The organism is Zoogloea oryzae, assembly GCF_030161255.1.
Lineage (GTDB): Bacteria > Pseudomonadota > Gammaproteobacteria > Burkholderiales > Rhodocyclaceae > Zoogloea > Zoogloea oryzae.
This window is the reverse complement of sequence record NZ_BSPX01000004.1, coordinates 42,084-58,413: the sequence shown is the minus strand read 5'-3', so window position 1 is coordinate 58,413 and position 16,330 is coordinate 42,084. Positions and strand designations below refer to the sequence as shown.

At 65.5% G+C, this 16,330-nt stretch carries 14 protein-coding genes; 9 read left to right on the top strand and 5 right to left on the bottom strand.

Going from position 1 to position 16,330, the window contains the following annotated elements; genetic code table 11:
- From QQK25_RS02840 to QQK25_RS24285, 5 genes are all read right to left on the bottom strand, one after another.
- Entirely contained in the window at positions 1 to 1,791 is a 1,791-nt protein-coding gene (locus tag QQK25_RS02840) for an AIPR family protein (RefSeq protein ID WP_043104860.1), read from the bottom strand.
- Entirely contained in the window at positions 1,791 to 4,136 is a 2,346-nt protein-coding gene (locus QQK25_RS02835; RefSeq protein WP_237717435.1) for a S8 family peptidase, read from the bottom strand. The genes QQK25_RS02840 and QQK25_RS02835 overlap by 1 nt, the downstream gene beginning before the upstream one ends.
- 17 nt (positions 4,137 to 4,153) lie before the next feature.
- On the bottom strand, positions 4,154 to 5,140 hold the full coding sequence (locus QQK25_RS02830) for an AAA family ATPase (protein ID WP_003141003.1): 987 nt from the start codon (positions 5,138 to 5,140) through the stop codon (positions 4,154 to 4,156).
- An 80-nt stretch (positions 5,141 to 5,220) separates the two neighbouring features.
- The gene (locus tag QQK25_RS02825) at positions 5,221 to 8,163 is read right to left on the bottom strand and encodes an SNF2-related protein (protein ID WP_284186616.1); all 2,943 of its coding nucleotides are present in this window, start codon (positions 8,161 to 8,163) and stop codon (positions 5,221 to 5,223) included.
- Positions 8,160 to 8,552, bottom strand: a complete 393-nt coding sequence (locus QQK25_RS24285; protein WP_425311483.1) for a helix-turn-helix domain-containing protein — start codon at positions 8,550 to 8,552, stop codon at positions 8,160 to 8,162. The genes QQK25_RS02825 and QQK25_RS24285 overlap by 4 nt, the downstream gene beginning before the upstream one ends.
- Before the next feature lie 31 nt (positions 8,553 to 8,583).
- Between QQK25_RS24285 and QQK25_RS02815 the strand changes: the two genes are divergently transcribed.
- The 9 genes from QQK25_RS02815 to QQK25_RS02775 are packed head-to-tail and all read left to right on the top strand — an operon-like array spanning position 8,584 to position 16,328.
- Complete coding sequence (locus QQK25_RS02815) at positions 8,584 to 8,949, top strand: integrative conjugative element protein, RAQPRD family (RefSeq protein ID WP_016851981.1); 366 nt, start codon at positions 8,584 to 8,586, stop codon at positions 8,947 to 8,949.
- Positions 8,946 to 9,185 (top strand): TIGR03758 family integrating conjugative element protein, encoded by a 240-nt coding sequence (locus QQK25_RS02810; protein WP_074198369.1) that lies wholly within the window; start codon positions 8,946 to 8,948, stop codon positions 9,183 to 9,185. Before QQK25_RS02815 ends, QQK25_RS02810 begins: the two co-directional genes overlap by 4 nt.
- A gap of 22 nt (positions 9,186 to 9,207) precedes the next feature.
- Positions 9,208 to 9,579: a TIGR03745 family integrating conjugative element membrane protein gene (locus QQK25_RS02805; protein WP_009397207.1), complete on the top strand. Its 372-nt coding sequence runs from the start codon at positions 9,208 to 9,210 to the stop codon at positions 9,577 to 9,579.
- A 12-nt stretch (positions 9,580 to 9,591) separates the two neighbouring features.
- Positions 9,592 to 10,002, top strand: coding sequence for a TIGR03750 family conjugal transfer protein (locus tag QQK25_RS02800; RefSeq protein WP_009397206.1), 411 nt, complete (start codon positions 9,592 to 9,594; stop codon positions 10,000 to 10,002).
- 38 nt (positions 10,003 to 10,040) lie between these two features.
- Positions 10,041 to 10,691, top strand: coding sequence for a PFL_4703 family integrating conjugative element protein (locus tag QQK25_RS02795; protein WP_438696420.1), 651 nt, complete (start codon positions 10,041 to 10,043; stop codon positions 10,689 to 10,691).
- Positions 10,688 to 11,602 (top strand): TIGR03749 family integrating conjugative element protein, encoded by a 915-nt coding sequence (locus tag QQK25_RS02790; protein WP_058163816.1) that lies wholly within the window; start codon positions 10,688 to 10,690, stop codon positions 11,600 to 11,602. Before QQK25_RS02795 ends, QQK25_RS02790 begins: the two co-directional genes overlap by 4 nt.
- The gene (locus QQK25_RS02785) at positions 11,592 to 13,025 is read left to right on the top strand and encodes a TIGR03752 family integrating conjugative element protein (protein WP_086224255.1); all 1,434 of its coding nucleotides are present in this window, start codon (positions 11,592 to 11,594) and stop codon (positions 13,023 to 13,025) included. Before QQK25_RS02790 ends, QQK25_RS02785 begins: the two co-directional genes overlap by 11 nt.
- On the top strand, positions 13,006 to 13,440 hold the full coding sequence (locus tag QQK25_RS02780; RefSeq protein ID WP_023094193.1) for a TIGR03751 family conjugal transfer lipoprotein: 435 nt from the start codon (positions 13,006 to 13,008) through the stop codon (positions 13,438 to 13,440). The genes QQK25_RS02785 and QQK25_RS02780 overlap by 20 nt, the downstream gene beginning before the upstream one ends.
- Complete coding sequence (locus QQK25_RS02775; RefSeq protein ID WP_058163818.1) at positions 13,440 to 16,328, top strand: conjugative transfer ATPase; 2,889 nt, start codon at positions 13,440 to 13,442, stop codon at positions 16,326 to 16,328. Before QQK25_RS02780 ends, QQK25_RS02775 begins: the two co-directional genes overlap by 1 nt.
- The last annotated feature ends 2 nt before the right edge of the window (positions 16,329 to 16,330 follow it).

The window sequence follows — 16,330 nt, the reverse complement described above, 5'->3', positions numbered from 1 at the left end:
TCATAGTTGTGGCGCGCGGCTCGACAAGTAGTCGATCAGGCGCTTGCGCGGATACGCGTCCGCTGCATTCTGAATATTGCGTAGTGGCGCTATGGCCGGATCGGCACCCAGCGCAAAATGTGCTTCCATCAGGTCGGCCAGGAAGGCGGCGACGTTGCCCTGGTTGCGGAAGTAAGCCAGCGGCCCCTCAAGAACGAGTCGTTGCTGGCCGAGGTCGAAAGCCTGCTGCCGGAGCTGATCGAGCGGCTGGCTGATCAGCGCGGGAATCGCTGCCGGGTCGATGACGGCCGCCGTGCCAATGCGGCTGCGCAGGCGCTTCATCATGACGGCTGTGATGACGTGTACGCCGTGACGGTAGATCAGACGTTCCTGGCTGCGCGCTGGAGCCTTCTGCTCGTAATCCACCACCAGGGCGCGGATGGCGCGGTGGCACAGGACCGCATTGATCAGCGTCACGCCCGGTAGCGCGGCAGTGAACAGCGCCTGGTACTCGGTGGAGTCGGGGTTGGCGAGCCGCACCGGTTCGCTCTTGAGCCATACGGCGTAGCGTGGGTCGTTCTGTTGCGAGGCCATTGCCCGCAGAGCCTCATCGAGCGTGATGGCCTTGGGGCCGGTCGCGAGGGCCTCGGGGCGATAGTGGTAATCGAAGCTGAGGTGGGCGATCTCCTGCCGTAGCCGCTCCTGGTTCTCGTCCAGCGAGGCGAAGTTCGCGGTCTGCACCGGGTTCTGGTGGTTGCGAGCCTTGGTCACGCTCTTCCCAAACTGGCCGTCCGCCGATGCCTTAATCAAAGTGAGCATCACCTTGGCGTCATCGATGCTCTTGCCCGGATGCTGGCGCACGAACTCGGCAGCCGACGCCACCGTCTGCGCGCCGTTGATGATGGACAAGCCGCGCACCTTGAACTTCTTGGCGCCATTCTTGTTAGCCTTCGGCTCGATCAGGTCGCAGACGGCCGTGACGCCATTGTTCAGGTAGAAGAAGTCCGCCGGGGCGTCATGCAAGGTCGTCTTGATGGCCTTGTTAACATCAGACTTGCTGCTGCCGAGGAAGTAGCGGATGTTGCGTTCGTACAGGGCCTTGCCGTGCGTCTGATGCAGGGCCACCAAGTCCGCCAGCCGCGCGACACCGTAGTACGTGGCTCGCGGGCTTTCGACTTTCGCGTGCTTCTGCAACGCGATATCCGTGTGCACGGGTTGGTAGGCCTGCTCCGCCAACAGATCGCGGGCGATCTCGGTTGCCGTGTAGTATTCCACCTGTTTGACCAGCCGCTCTTCGTCGAGGTCTTCGTCGTCGAGCAGCGCCTGCAAGGCGTCGCGGGCCGTTTGCGATACACCATCGCCGGTGCAGGGCACGACCAGCTTGATGTGGCTGCACGCATCGAGTGCGCCCTCGATATCAGCCTTCCGATTTAGGACGTTCCCGTTGAACGCGGTGAAGTCCTGTTTGAGCAACAGGCGAATGCCCTCGCAGAACGGCAGCGCATCCTCCTGCTTGAACTGCTCGGACTCCTTCAACTTGGTTTGCAGCAGGTACAGAGTCTCCGACGGCGCGTGGTAGTGGATCGCGTCGATGCCCTTGTCGTTGAAATCATCCACGACCGAGGCGGCCGCCACCTGCGGCGTAATGTCGAGCAGTTTGTGGAGGACGAAGGCGCTGAAGGCCCGCGAAAGCTGTTTCGCCGCGTGATCGGCGGGATTGACGTTGCCGAGCAATGGCGGCAGGAACGGCACGAAGCGGGCGGCGAGCACCTGCTTCAAGATGGCCAAGTACTGAGGTTCGAGCGCCGGCATCAGGCCCTCCCGCCAATCCGAGCGCGCGCACGTGCCTGGGCACGCGCTTGCAGCGCTGCTTGCACCTGGGCGTAGAGCTGAGCGTTGGCCTGCTCCCGATCCGCCAGCACCACGGCGACGGCATAGGGCTCGTCCCCATCGCGCCCATCGGACCAAAGGCTGTCTTGCCGGGTCACCACGACGAACACCTTGTGACCGTTGGCCAGCGCCTGTTTGAAGCGCCATCGAGAGACCTGCAACGTGCCGTTCTTGCGGGTGTCGTTGGGTAGCCAGCGGCCGTTGGCGCGTTCGCCCATGCCTTCTTCCCGATTGCGCCGGTAGGCTTGGGTGACCTCATCCAGGCTGCCAGCCGTCACCAGGTGGAACCACAGTTTGGCTCTTCGGTAGTCCAGCCGCGTGGTGCGCACGGCAGGGCTGTAGGCGAGCGCGACGGTCACCTCACGCGTGCGGCGGCCACCGTCCCAGAAGCTGTCTGGTAGAGGTAATTCGAAGAAGTGGTGCTGGTCGTTTCCGACGCGCTCTTCGGCCAGCAGGGTGACGGTGTGATCAAGCGAGCGGAACAGCGCCGCATCGTCCACGCGCCCATACCCGACGAGGCGCAGGAGTTTGTCGCGGCCTTCAGCATTGTTGCCGGGGTTCAACAGCGCTTCGCAGGCTTGCGGCCAGCGGGCATGGGCGCCGATCAGTGCGCGCAGCAGGCTGGGCGAAGCGTCGGGCACTTCGGCCAGTAGCCGCGCGGCTTGGTGGGCGACTTGGGGGGCGGCGTAGCTAGTGCCGATGTCTTCCTTGAACGCCGGCCCCAAGGCAAAGCCGCCGTTGAGCGACACCACTCCCAGACCGGCATGGTCTGTGCCACCTCCAGTGCGCCGCAAGGCGATGTTGCCGGCATGCGCGACCACGTCGGGCTTGATGGCGCCGCTGGCAGAAGGGCCGCTGCGAGTCAATGGAAACGGCTGCTCCGCCCGTGCCAACACGTGGTCTTCAATCGTGTTGGGATGGCGCTGTGCATTGCGTGTGGCCTCATTCAGGCTCAAGCCGCCAACGGTCAGCGCGTTGAGCGATGTGGCGGGGTCCAGCAGGCGGGCGTGGCCTTCGAACAGGTAGTCCGGGTAACTCGCGCGTGTATCGGCTGGCAACTGGGATGACAACAAATTGCCCGCTGGTACTACGAACAGGACTCCCAGCTCACGCGTCAGCCGATCCAGCGTGTAGGCGAGCCCGCGCACATGACGGCCATCGTAGACCTTGTTCAGGTCGCCATAGCTTAGGTTGAAGACCCGGCAGCCGTATTGCGCATGCAGTTCGCGCACGGCTTCCTCGACCGCCTTTTCGACGAACTCAGTTTGGTCTTGTCCGTCGTCTTCGAACACTTTGCCGGAGAACAGGCGAAGCTGCGGGACGAACTGCCCTTGCTGAATAGCGCTATGGACATCGCCGTACAACGCAAGCCCGCCGACGAAGGTGCCGTGCCAGTGGGGATCGGTGTCATCCGCACTGCGATGCGGTGCGAGGTAGCCCTGCGCGTCGCCGACCGCTGCGCCGAGCAACGAATGTCCGCGCGTCAAGCCTGAATCCAGCACGGCAATGGACGGAGCATCGTCAGAAGGGGGATCGATCGGAGGAAATTGGTTGATGTCGGTATGAAGCAGTTGTACGGCCACACCCAAGCGGGGCGGCAGGTCGGCAGTGCGCACATCGCGATGGTGCAAGATCTGCTCGGCCTGCGCACCGTTGCAGCGCACACGGACCATGACGAGCGAGGGTTGCTGGATGTCGTCCAGCCGCTCAATGCCTTGTGCATGCAACCAGTCGAGAAAGGCACGCACCATTTGCTGGCGCTTGTCCTGTCGCTCCTGGGGCCATAGTTCGACATCGAGCATGAAGGTTGGCGCGGCTGGAAATCCTTGCTCAAGCAAGGCCGCGCCGGTACGGTCCTGGGGTGTCCAGTGGTCGAAGTCTTCGATGACGTAGAACAGTTCCTTGCGTGTAACAACGCCATCACGTGCAAGGGTGGCCAGGCGGCTCTCGAACTCGCTCAAGCCGTCATCAGTGGCGAATGCCAGCACGATGGATTCATCTTCCTGGCTGACAATCTCCACGCCAGGAATGGCATCGAAGGCGGGCACGCTCTTGTCGCCCGCGCGCAGCCGAATCTTGAGCAGCTTACGGTCGTCGAACCCGCCGACGTCCTCTGCCATCGCACGTTGCCGCGCTTGGTCGAGCCGCCCGGCTAACGCGGCACCATGCGCTCTCGGATCGGCAGGAGGGCGAATTCCCGGATGACGCCTCGGATGGCGCTCCGTTGAGGGCGCTTCTCGCTCCAAGCGCAAGTGTTCATAGGCCATGCCTCCCCCTCCATCCCTTAACTCTTATGACGATACTCACGGGCAAGCGCGGTATCGAGGTGGCTTTTCTCCAGGAACTCCCGGCCGGACAGGATCATTTCCTTGACGGAGCGCCGAAGAACCCGCTCGATGTCGGCGTGCGACATGCCCTTGAACACGGATGCCACCTGGCCATCGTCGGGCTCGAAATTGCGGCGGACACCGGAGAGTTTCAGAGCTAACAAGCGTTTGATCTGCTCCAGATTCGGCATCTCGAAGCGCACAACCTCATCGAAGCGTCGCCAAACCGCCTTGTCCAATAAGGTTTCGTAGTTGGTGGTGGCGATCAGGATGCTCTCGCCTCGATAACCGTCCATCATCTGCAAGACGGCATTTACGGAGCGTTTGAGCTCACCATGATCGGCGCTGTCGCCACGATCCTTGGTCAGGGCGTCGAATTCATCGAACAATGCGACCACGGGATGCGTTGCGACGTAATCGAACACTTTGCGCAAATTGGCGGCCGTCTCTCCCAGAAACGACGAGATGACCGAGTCCAGCCGAACGAGGATGAGCGGCATGGACAGGGAATGCGCGATGACTTCGGCGGCCAGCGTCTTGCCGCAGCCGGGAGGCCCGCAAAACAACAGCTTCTGCGCGGGTTGCAGGCCATAGGATCGAAGCACGTCCGTCCGGTTGTGCTCCATCAGGATTTCATCGAGTGCCGACTGCGAAGCATCCGAGAGAATGATGTCTTTCTCCTCTCGAATCACGGCACGCTCTTCTAGTAGCGCAAGGCCGTTGTCTTTATTTGTCGGCACGCTGGGCAAACTTTGCAGCTTCCGCGCACTCTTCCCGACCGTTGCCTGATCGCCGTAAAGTAAACGCTCAAGGTCATTTGCGAGCAGATGATGGTTCTTCTCGCGCTCCTCTTTGATCACTGCCTCGGACGCCGCGCGAAAGCCCGAAGCATCGCCTTGCGTTCCCGATTTGATGAGTTGCCGCAGTAATTTTCCGCTAGCCATATCTCGCTCTCCTCAATTCTTGGCACGCTTCAACCGCGGCCTGGTCATGCGCAGGTCTAACGGTGCTACTTGATTAGTCATTACACCAGCTCCCACTCGACAGTGAACAGCGTGCGCTCCTCGACCTGCTGTTGGAGTTGCACTTCAAGCTGGCTGATCAAGTCATTGCGCTGCGCTTCGACTTCGTCCTGCCGGGCAAACAACTCGCGGCGCAGCTTGCTGCGCTTACTCTCCAGTTCGCGCTGCTTCTTCTGCCATGACAACTTTTCTTCCAGCGTCGGCGAGGTCGCGGCGGTTCGGCGCACCTCCTTGATCTCGCGGTCGATCTCCTTGATCTCCTGCTCCAGACCGAGCTTCAGGTCGTCCGCCCAGGCATCCAGCTTCTGGACTTCCTGCTCGAAGTAGCCGAGGTTGCGCTCGTTGACGTCGCGCAGGAGTGCGGTCTTGCGGGCTTCCACGTCGGCCAGCAGGGTGGCATCAGGGGCGTTGAACAGACTGGCCGCCTGCGTGGTCGCGGGCAGGCGCAGCAGTTTTTCCGGGTCTTCTTCCGCGAGCACGACGCCGTCGGTCGTGCCCGCCGCAACCAGCAGATGTTGCTCCTGGTTGCCGAGTGTCTCGACCGAGATTAGCTTCACGGTGAGCCATCCGGCCTTGCCGCGCCAGGCTTCAAGCGTGCTGATCTTTGCACCGTGGGCGTTGTAGTCGAACACAAGACGAGCCCCGTTGAGTGCGCGAGCCTTGGCCTGCTCGATGCCCCATCGCGCCAGCGGATGATTGATGCGGTATAGATGCGCGTCGCCGGAGCGGCGGGGCAATTCGTAGCGCCCCAGCTCGATGCCCGCGAGGCCGCCGTGCTCGACTCCAGTCGGTATGTGGCGGAGATCGAAGCCGTCGTCATCGAACGCGGCGCAATGGACCAGTTCGGCGCGGGTCAAGTCCATCAGCATGCGCTCGAAGCGGTTGCGCGCGTTGCGGCTGTCGTCGGCCCGCATGCGCAGCTTCTCCTGCACCTCCTCATCGAAGTTCTCAAGCAGTACCTGGCGCGTCTTGACCATCGCCTCGTTGATTTCGCCGGAGAGGTCGAGCTGGAGTTGCTCGAAGCTGGACTTGATTTCCTCGGGCTCTCGGCAGTTCTGGTAGATCTCGGCGATACGCCGCTCGAAATCGACACCGGAGCCGATGGCACCCAGCACTTCGTCGCTAGCCCCAAACACGCCCTCGAAGAGCTGGAACTTCTGCGACAGCAGCTCGTACACCCGTGCATCGGCCTCATTGCTGCGGTCGACGAAGTTGACCACCACCACGTCGTGCTTCTGACCGTAGCGGTGGCAGCGCCCGATGCGCTGCTCGATGCGCTGCGGGTTCCACGGCAGGTCGTAGTTGATGACGAGCGAGCAGAACTGGAGGTTGATGCCTTCGGCTCCGGCCTCGGTGGCAATCATGACCTTGCCACGCTCCTTGAAGTGCTCGACCAGTGCCGCACGGGTGTCGGCGGTCTTGGAGCCGGTGATGCGGTCGGTGCCTTCGTGACGCTTCAGCCAGTCCTTGTAGATCGCCTGCGCACGCTGGTCGCTATTGGTGCCGTTGAAGAGCACGATGCCGTCGCCGTATGGCGTGTCGGCCAGCAAGTTGAGGAGGTATTCCTGCGTGCGCTTGGACTCGGTGAAGATGATGGCCTTCCTGGGCGCGCCTAGCCGATCCAGTTCGGCGAAGGCTCGATCCAGCGCGGTGAACAGTGCCTTGCCCTTCGCGTTGTCCCGGATGTTGGTTGCCAGCGTTTTGAAGTGGCGAAGCTCCTCGATCTCCTCCGCGATGGCATCGCGTTCCAAGCGGCTCGGTGCTGCGACGTCTGAGCCTTGGTCGTTCCACTCATCGGCGGTTTCGTCGAGCGACTCGTAGTCCTCATCGAGTTCCTCGGCCAGATCGGGAACCTCGGTGGTTTTGTCGAGCACACCCTGGAGGCGCTTGGCCATTGTCTCCAGCGCACCCGCAATCGCGTGCGTGCTGGAGGCAAGCAGCTTCCACAGCACGAGTGAAATCAGTTGGCGCTGCCCGTCGGGCAGGGCCTTGAGGTTGGGGCGGCGCAGATAATCGGCGACGAGCCTGGAAAGTTCCTGCTCTTCACTCGATGGCGTGAACTCCTCGACGATGGCCCTGCGTGCTGTGTACGAAACGTAGGGCTGAACCTGTTTGCGCAGGGTGCGCTTGCAGATGGGCGCCAGCCGGTCACGCAGGCTGCTGAAGGATTGCTCTCTGCCGGTGAACTGCGAGCGGAAGCTATCAAGGTCTCCGAACACGCGGTCATCGATGAAGCTGACCAGCCCATAGAGTTCGAGCAGCGAGTTCTGCAACGGCGTCGCGGTCAGGAGCGCCTTGGAGTGAACGCGCGACAACGCCTCCTTGAGGGTCTTGGCGATGACGTTGCTGGTTTTGTAGACGTTGCGCAGGCGATGCGCTTCGTCGAGGACGACCAAGTCCCAGTCGATGCCCTTGACATCGTCAGCCTTGGCCTTCGCGAACTGGTAGGAACAGATGATCGGACCGGAGGCGAACAGGAACGGGTTCCGCTGCTCCTGTTTGCGGATCGCGTTGTAGCTTTTGGCTTCGAGGATCAGCCCTTGCAGGCCGAACTTGTCCTGCAGCTCTTGGTGCCATTGCTTGCGCAGGTTCGCTGGAACGATGATGAGCACCTTCCGCCGCCGTTCCGCCCAGCGTTGGGAGATGACCAAGCCGGCTTCGATGGTCTTGCCTAGACCAACCTCGTCGGCGAGGATCACGCCGCGTGAGAGGGGGTTGCGGCAAGCGAAGAGCGCGGCCTCGACCTGATGGGGATTCAGATCGACCTGCGAATCGACCAAAGTCGAAGCCAGCGACTCCACGGAGTCGCCTGCTGCACGCCTGGTCAGCAGCCAAGCAAAGTACTGGCTCTGGTGCGGCGTCAGAAGCTGCTGTGTCGTCAACGGCGATCCTCCCCTTAGTTCTTCCCCGAGCGTGATTCGGCGGCTGGCATGGTCCGCGCTCACTCGGCCTCCGGCTTCTTCTTGTTGATGCTTTCGGCGATCCACCGATCCAGCTCCGAGCGGCGAAAGCGCCAGGTTCCCCCAAGCTTGAACGCCGGAATCTCTCCTTTCTGGGCAAGGCGATAGACCGTCCGTTTGCCGGCTTTGAGGTAGGCCGCGACTTCCTCCAGCGTGAGGATCTCGCTTTCGACTTCACTCATCTGAAAACCATCTGGTTTGGTCTTTCGTGACTTTGGATTGCCAAGTTTGCCCAATTCTACCAAAGGGTGGTAGGCGCTAGCCAACAAGAAATCCACCAGGCATTGCGCGAATGTTGGCCAGCGCGACCAACAAATCCGGTCATGCCGTAGTTCCCATTTCCTGCGGCGCAAAGCGAGAGCGCGCCACAGCATCTGGCCATCCGCTTCAACGGGGAATGGCACGATGGGACAGACCAACCGCCGCACATCCGCATGGCCTGCGCTTGCCGTGGTGTTGGCTGTGTCGTTCTCGGCGCTGCAGCCTGCCGTCGCCGCCGACAGCCTCGCCATGGAGCGTGAGCAGCTCGCCGCGCTCGCCCGCCAACTCGACCTGATCGACCGCCTCGCCGAGCACGCCGCCCATACCGCTCCGCAGGAACGCGCCCGCTACCACTTCGACTACGCCCGGCTGCGCGCCGACCTGAAGCGCGTTCGCGCCGGCCTGCAGGACTACCTCGTGCCCCAGCGCGCCCAGCCGCGCGATCCCGTCCCGATGGCCGGCGATTACGTCCGCCGCGACCGCGCCCACGACGAGGAGCCGTCGCCATGACGCCCTCTGCCGATCAGGTCGCCGCCTTCCAGGCCAACGGCGGCTTTGCGCCTTCGGCCGTCTCTGCCGTGGTGCTCGCTTTCGTGTTCGCCGTGTTGCTGCTGTGGGGCGTGTGGGCCATGCGCACCGCCTACGTCGGCTGGGCCGAGTACCGCATCACTGAACGTCAGTTCCTCGCCGTCGTCGTGCGCTTCGTGGCGATGTACCTGGTGCTGACCTTCTTCCTCCTCTCCTGAACGTCACGAAAGGCCATACGCCATGAACCTGCCATCGACATCCCATCGCATTCCGTCCCGCATCGTCGCACTGCTGCTGCTACCGCTGGCGTTCGCGGGCCTGCCGCTGTCGGCCTTCGCGCAGGGCCTGCCGACCATGGAAGACCCATCGCGCGGCCAGGGCAGCGGCATCCTGCAGACCTTGCAGAATTACGGCTACGACATCGTGCTGCTGATCGCGCTGCTCGTGGTCGCCTCGATGTTCGTCGGTGTCTGCTATCACGCCTACACACGCTACTCGGAGATCCACACCGGCCGCGCCACCTGGGGCCAGTTCGGCCTGACGGTCGCCGTGGGCGCAATCCTGCTGGTGGTCGGCATCTGGCTGCTCACCAAGGCCACCGGCGTGCTGTGAGGGCGGCAAGCGATGGCCGTCCCTTCGGAGACCCCGCGCGACACCCTGGTGACCTTCCTGCCGCACCGGCTGAACCGCCAGCCGGTGGTCGTGCGCGGGCTGACCGCCGACGAGTTGTGGATCTGCGCCGGTCTGTCGGCCGCAGCCGGATTCGTGCTCGGCCTGCCGCTGGCCTGGCTCACGCACAGCATCGCCATGGTGCCCACGCTGATCGTCGTCGGCATCGCGCTGGGCGTCTTCGTCGGCGGCGGTTTCCTGCGCGCACAGAAGCGCGGCCGGCCCGACACCTGGCTGTACCGGCAGCTCCAGTGGCGGCTGGCCCTGCGGCACCCGGCGCTGGCGGCACTCCTGGGCGGGCAGCGCCTCATCACCCGCTCGGGCTTTTGGACTACCCGGCGCAATGCCGATCGAGGTGCGCCATGAGCCGTTTCAAGAACGAGGTTGCGCACTTGCAGGCGCACGTGAAGACGCTGCGTCTGGGGGCCGGCGCGTTGTTCGTGGTGGCGCTGCTGCTCGGCTTCGGTTGGTGGAGTGCGCCGAAGAGTCTGACCATCCATGTGCCGCCGGACTTGCGCTCGGGCAGCACGCGCAAGTGGTGGGACGTGCCGCCCGAGAGCGTGTATGCCTTCTCGTTCTACATCTGGCAGCAGGTGCAGCGCTGGCCCACGAACGGCGAAGAAGACTACCCGCGCAACCTGCGCGCGCTGTCGGCCTACTTCACGCCGAGCTGCCGGGCCTTCCTGCAACAGGACTACGAGTACCGGCGCGCCAGTGGCGAGCTGCGTCAGCGCGTGCGCGGCATCTACGAGATTCCCGGCCGCGGCTACGGCGATGATCCGGCCACGCGCGTCAAGGTGCTCTCCGACCGCGATTGGATCGTCACGCTCGACGTGAGCGCGGACGAATACTACGGCTCCGAGCAGGTCAAGCGCGCCCTGGTGCGCTACCCCATCAAGGTCGTCCGGCTGGACATCGACCCCGAGCACAACCCCTTCGGCCTGGCGCTGGACTGCTACGCCAGCGCACCCCAGCGCATCGAACCGTCGCCGACGCCGACCGAGGCCGGCGTGCCCGCCAATGCCTCCGGCCATCTGCAGGGAGACTCCCCATGAAGCCCGTTAACTGGTCGGCCCTGGCCGGCGTCCTGCTGATCCTCGGTTTCGTGCCGGCCAGCCAGGCCGTGGAAATCCTGCGCTGGGAGCGGCTGCCCCTGCCGGTGCCGCTGGTGGTCGGCCACGAGCGCGTGGTCTTCATCGACCGCAATGTGCGCGTCGGCGTGCCGGCCAGCGTCGGCGACCACCTGCGCGTGCAGAGTGCGGGTGGCGCGATCTACCTGCGGGCGAGCGAGCCGATTCCGCCCACGCGGCTGCAACTGCAGGACGTGGAATCCGGCGCGCTGATCCTGCTCGACATCGCCGCCGAGCCGGCGAAGGACGGTCAGGCGCCGCTGGAGCCGGTGCGCATCGTGGAAGCGGAAGCCCCCGCGAAGCGCTACGGCGGCGGTGCAGCAGGCGGCGCGGACGAGCAGGCCATTGCGCCGGCAGACAAATCCCTTCCCCGGCGCGAAACGCCGGTACCGGTCGTGCTGACGCGCCATGCCGCACAGAACCTGTACGCGCCGCTGCGCACCGTCGAGCCGGTCGCCGGCATCGGGCGCGTGAACCTGCGCCGCGGCCTCGCGCTGGACACCTTGCTGCCGACGCTGCCGGTGCACGCACGGGCACTGGCCGCGTGGCGCCTGGAAGACCAGTGGGTGACGGCCGTGCGACTCACCAACACCGCCGCGCGCTGGCTCGACCTCGACCCGCGCGCCCTGCAGGGGAACTTCGTGGCGGCGACCTTCCAGCATCCGAACCTGGGGCCGGCCGGCACCCCGTCCGACACCACGGTGCTCTACCTGGTCACGCGCGGCCACGGCCTGGCCGAGTCGCTGCTGCCGGCGCTGAGCCCGATCGATGCCACCGCGAACCTGCCGCCGGCCGCCGCGGCCGGCTCGACCGGAGGAGCGCGCGATGAAAAGTAATCCGCTGCTCAAGTGGCTGCTGATCCCGATGGCGCTGCTGCTGGTGTTCGTCGGCGTCAAACTGTTCTCCGGCGCCCCCGGCGGCCAGCCCGCCCCCAAGGGCGCGGCCAGTACGCTCACGCCCGAGGAGATGAAAGCCCTGGGCATCGCCGGCGACACGCCGCGCGATACCGTCGCCACGCTGGTGGCCCAGGTGAAGCAGTTGCGCACCGAGCTGCAGAGCGCGCTCGGCGACAACAAGCAGCACAAGGCCGAGAACGAGCGCCTGCGTGCCCGGGAAAGCGCGATCGACCAACGCATCCAGAGCGCGCTGGAAGGCGAACGCAGCCGCCTGGAGCAGGAGCGCAATCAGGTGGCCAGCGACAGGCAGCAGACCCAGGGGCTGCTGCAGGATCTGCAGCGGCAACTGGACGGCCTCGCCGGCAAGGGCGGCCGGTCCGATCTGCCCGTCGGGCTGGGGCTGGAAGAGGGTGACGGCCAGCGCTTCAACCGCGGCGTCGGTGGCACGCAGTGGGTCGAGCCCGACGATGCCAAGGTCGACGCCAAGAACGCCAGCAAGGAGCCGAGCTTTCCCCTGAGCTTCGGGCCGGCCCAGAAAAGCCTGTCGGCCGCAGTGGAATCCGTCGCCGACGTCGGCAGCCGCGCGGTGGGCGCATCCACGAAGGCGGTCTACACCGTGCCGTCGAACTCGACGCTCATGGGGTCGATTGCCATGACGGCGCTGATCGGGCGCGTGCCGATCGACGGAACCGTCAACGACCCGTACCCGTTCAAGGTGTTGATCGGCCTGGACAACCTCACGGCCAACGGCATCGACATCCCCGACGTGGCCGGCGCCGTGGTCAGCGGCACGGCTTCGGGCGACTGGACGCTCTCGTGCGTGCGCGGGCAAATCCGCTCGGTCACGTTCGTGTTCCAGGACGGCACCATCCGCACGGTGCCGGAGGACAGCAGCAAGGGCGGCAGCAACAGCGGCAACTCGGGGCACAACGGCGCCAGCATCCAGGGCGGCCTGGGCTGGATCAGTGACCCCTACGGCATTCCGTGCGTCAGCGGCGAGCGACGCAGCAACGCCCAGCAGTACCTGGGCAGCCAGGCGCTCATCACCGCAGCCGGCGCCGGCGCGGCCTCGCTCATCAAGTCCGACAACGGCAGCGTGGCCGTGGTCGCCAACAGCAACGGCTCGCTGGGCACCGTCGGCATCAGCGGCAACGAAGCGATGGGCCGCATCCTCGCGGGCGGCGTGCGCGACATGGCCGATTGGGTCAACAAGCTCTACGGCCAGGCCTTCGCGGCGGTCTACGTGCAGCCCGGCGCCAAGGTGGCCGTGCATCTGGAGCAGCCGCTCGACATCGACTACGACGCCAAGGGGCGTCGGGTTCACCACCGCACCGGAGAAGCCCATGCCTCGGATCTGGATTGACGCGGCCGCCGTGCTGCTGGCGGCCACCCTGCTCGGCGGCTGCGCTACCAGCAAGGAGAAGCTGCTGCCGCACGGCGACAGCACCATGCTCGACATCTGGCATCGGGAGACAGGCGGCAGCGCGGGCGGCGGCCAGGCCGCGCGGCAACTGCTCGATGCGCGCCAGGGCCTGCGCCGGCCGCTGGCCGAGGCCGATGTGCAGGCGGCGCCCGGCGTGCAGGCGCGCTACACCCGCACCGCGCAGAACGAGATTTACCGCCAGTTCCACCGCCTGCCGAACCCCGACCTGGTGATGTACGTGTTCCCGCACCTGGCGGGCACCGACCCGGTTCCGGTGCCCGGCTACAGCACGGTCTTCCCGCTCTACCAGCGCGTGCAGTACGCGATGCCGGGCGAGCGCGTGGAGGACTACTGATGGCTTGGTCGCTGTCATGGTCACGCAAGTCCGACGCATCGCCTGCGGACGCCGCGAATGCGACCGATGATGCCTGGGCACGGCACGTAACGGCCCTGGCGGCACAGGGTGTCGCCGAGCCGGGCAGCGCGCTCGGCCGGGGCCGGCGCAGGCCGGCCACCCAGGCCGACCACGATGCGCTCTATGGCGTCGCGCCGTCGTTCTCGGACTTGCTGCCCTGGGTCGAGTACCTGCCCGGCACCAAGTGCATGTTGCTGGAAGACGGCCAGTCGGTGGCGGCCTTCTTCGAGCTGGCGCCGGTCGGCACCGAGGGCCGCGAGATGGCCTGGCTATGGCAGGCGCGCGATGCGCTGGAGAACGCCCTGCAGGACTCCTTCGACGAGTTGGACGACAACCCCTGGGTGGTGCAGCTCTACGCCCAGGACGAGGCCGACTGGGACAACTATCGGCGCTCCCTGGCGAACTATCTGCAGCCGCGTGCGCAGGGCAGCGCGTTCAGCGACTTCTACCTGCGCTTCTTCACCCATCACCTGCGGGCCATCGCCAAGCCGGGTGGCCTGTTCGAGGACACCACGGTGACGCGCCTGCCGTGGCGCGGCCAGGTCCGGCGCGTGCGCATGGTGGTCTACCGCCGCACGTCCGCGGCCTCGGCCTCGCGGCGCGGCCAGTCGCCCGAGCAGGCGCTGACCACGATCTGCGACCGCCTCGCCGGCGGGCTGGCCAATGCCGGCGTGAAAGCCCGGCGTCTCGGCGCGGCGGACATCCACGCCTGGCTGCTGCGCTGGTTCAACCCGAATCCGACTTTGCTCGGCGCCACTGCCGAAGATCGGGAACGCTTCTACGCGCTGACCCGCTACCCGGAAGAGCGGGAGGAGGGCGAGCTCGAACTCGCCAGCGGCACCGACTTCGCGCAGCGCCTGTTCTTCGGCCAGCCACGCTCGGACGTGCCGAACGGCCTGTGGTTCTTCGACGGCATGCCGCATCGGGTGATCGTGATGGATCGCCTGCGCACGCCACCCGTGACGGGCCATCTGACGGGCGAGACGCGCAAGGGCGGCGATGCCATGAACGCGCTGTTCGACCAGATGCCCGAGGACACGGTGATGTGCCTGACGCTGGTCGCCACACCCCAGGACGTGCTGGAGGCGCACCTCAACCACCTCGCCAGGAAGGCCGTCGGCGAGACCCTGGCCTCGGAGCAGACCCGGCAGGACGTGCAGCAGGCGCGCGGCCTGATCGGCAGCGCGCACAAGCTCTACCGCGGCGCGCTGGCGTTCTACCTGCGCGGCCGCGACCTGGCCCAGCTCGATGCGCGCGGCCTGCAGCTCGTCAACGTGATGCTCAACGCCGGTCTGCAACCGGTACGCGAAGAGGACGAGGTGGCGCCGCTGAACAGCTATCTGCGCTGGCTGCCGTGCGTGTTCGACCCGGCTGCCGACAAGCGCCAGTGGTACACCCAGCTCATGTTCGCGCAGCACGTGGCGAACCTGGCGCCGGTCTGGGGCCGCAGTCAGGGCACGGGGCATCCGGGCATCACGTTCTTCAACCGCGGCGGCGGTCCGATCACCTTCGATCCGTTGAACCGCCTCGACCGGCAGATGAACGCGCACCTGTTCCTGTTCGGTCCCACGGGTTCGGGCAAGAGCGCGACGCTCAACAACATCCTGAACCAGGTGACGGCGATCTATCGGCCGCGCCTGTTCATCGTCGAGGCTGGCAACAGCTTCGGCCTGTTCGGCGACTTCGCGGCACGGTTGGGCCTCACCGTGCATCGGGTGAGGCTCGCGCCCGGCGCGGGCGTCAGTCTGGCTCCGTTCGCCGACGCCTGGCGCCTGGTCGATACGCCGAGCCAGGTACAGACGCTGGACGCCGATGCGCTCGACGAAGACCAGGCCGATGCCGGCATGGCCGTGGAAGGCGATGAGCAGCGCGACGTGCTCGGCGAGCTGGAGATCACTGCACGACTGATGATCACCGGCGGCGAGGACAAGGAAGAAGCGCGCATGACGCGCGCCGACCGCAGCCTGATCCGCCAGTGCATTCTCGATGCGGCACAGCACTGCGTAGCGGAGAAGCGCACGGTACTGACCCGCGATGTGCGCGAGGCGCTGCGCGAGCGCGCCCGCGATGCCACGCTGCCGGAGATGCGGCGCGCACGGCTGCTGGAGATGGCCGACGCCATGGACATGTTCTGCCAGGGCGTGGACGGCGAGATGTTCGACCGGTCCGGCACGCCGTGGCCCGAGGCGGACATCACCATCGTGGACCTGGCCACCTTCGCGCGCGAGGGCTACAACGCCCAACTCTCGATTGCCTACATCTCGCTCATCAACACCGTCAACAACATCGCCGAGCGCGACCAGTTCCTGGGCCGCCCGATCATCAACGTGACGGACGAAGGCCACATCATCACGAAGAACCCCCTGCTCGCGCCCTACGTGGTCAAGATCACCAAGATGTGGCGCAAGCTCGGCGCCTGGTTCTGGCTCGCCACGCAGAACCTGGACGACTTGCCGAAAGCGGCCGAGCCCATGCTCAACATGATCGAGTGGTGGATCTGCCTGTCGATGCCACCCGATGAAGTCGAGAAGATCGCGCGCTTCCGCGAACTCAACGCTTCGCAGCAGGCGCTGATGCTCTCGGCACGCAAGGAGGCCGGCAAGTTCAGCGAGGGCGTCATCCTGTCCAAGTCGATGGAAGTGCTGTTCCGCGCTGTGCCGCCCAGCCTCTACCTGGCGATGGCGATGACCGAGCCCGAGGAGAAGGCCGAACGCTTCCAGTTGATGCAGCAGCACGGCATCAGCGAGCTGGATGCCGCCTTCCGCGTGGCCGAGAAGATCGACCGTGCGCGGGGCATCGAACCGCTGGCGCTGGACACGTTGGCCTGACG

Coding starts and splice junctions, on each gene's coding strand:
- QQK25_RS02800 (WP_009397206.1), top strand. CDS start 9,592: ATGGCCGTCCCTTCGGAGACCCCGCGCGACACCCTGGTGACCTTCCTG.
- QQK25_RS02785 (WP_086224255.1), top strand. CDS start 11,592: ATGAAAAGTAATCCGCTGCTCAAGTGGCTGCTGATCCCGATGGCGCTG.
- QQK25_RS02780 (WP_023094193.1), top strand. CDS start 13,006: ATGCCTCGGATCTGGATTGACGCGGCCGCCGTGCTGCTGGCGGCCACC.
- QQK25_RS02775 (WP_058163818.1), top strand. CDS start 13,440: ATGGCTTGGTCGCTGTCATGGTCACGCAAGTCCGACGCATCGCCTGCG.
- QQK25_RS02805 (WP_009397207.1), top strand. CDS start 9,208: ATGAACCTGCCATCGACATCCCATCGCATTCCGTCCCGCATCGTCGCA.
- QQK25_RS02810 (WP_074198369.1), top strand. CDS start 8,946: ATGACGCCCTCTGCCGATCAGGTCGCCGCCTTCCAGGCCAACGGCGGC.
- QQK25_RS02840 (WP_043104860.1), bottom strand. CDS start 1,791: ATGCCGGCGCTCGAACCTCAGTACTTGGCCATCTTGAAGCAGGTGCTC.
- QQK25_RS24285 (WP_425311483.1), bottom strand. CDS start 8,552: ATGCTGTGGCGCGCTCTCGCTTTGCGCCGCAGGAAATGGGAACTACGG.
- QQK25_RS02830 (WP_003141003.1), bottom strand. CDS start 5,140: ATGGCTAGCGGAAAATTACTGCGGCAACTCATCAAATCGGGAACGCAA.
- QQK25_RS02790 (WP_058163816.1), top strand. CDS start 10,688: ATGAAGCCCGTTAACTGGTCGGCCCTGGCCGGCGTCCTGCTGATCCTC.
- QQK25_RS02815 (WP_016851981.1), top strand. CDS start 8,584: ATGGGACAGACCAACCGCCGCACATCCGCATGGCCTGCGCTTGCCGTG.
- QQK25_RS02835 (WP_237717435.1), bottom strand. CDS start 4,136: ATGGCCTATGAACACTTGCGCTTGGAGCGAGAAGCGCCCTCAACGGAG.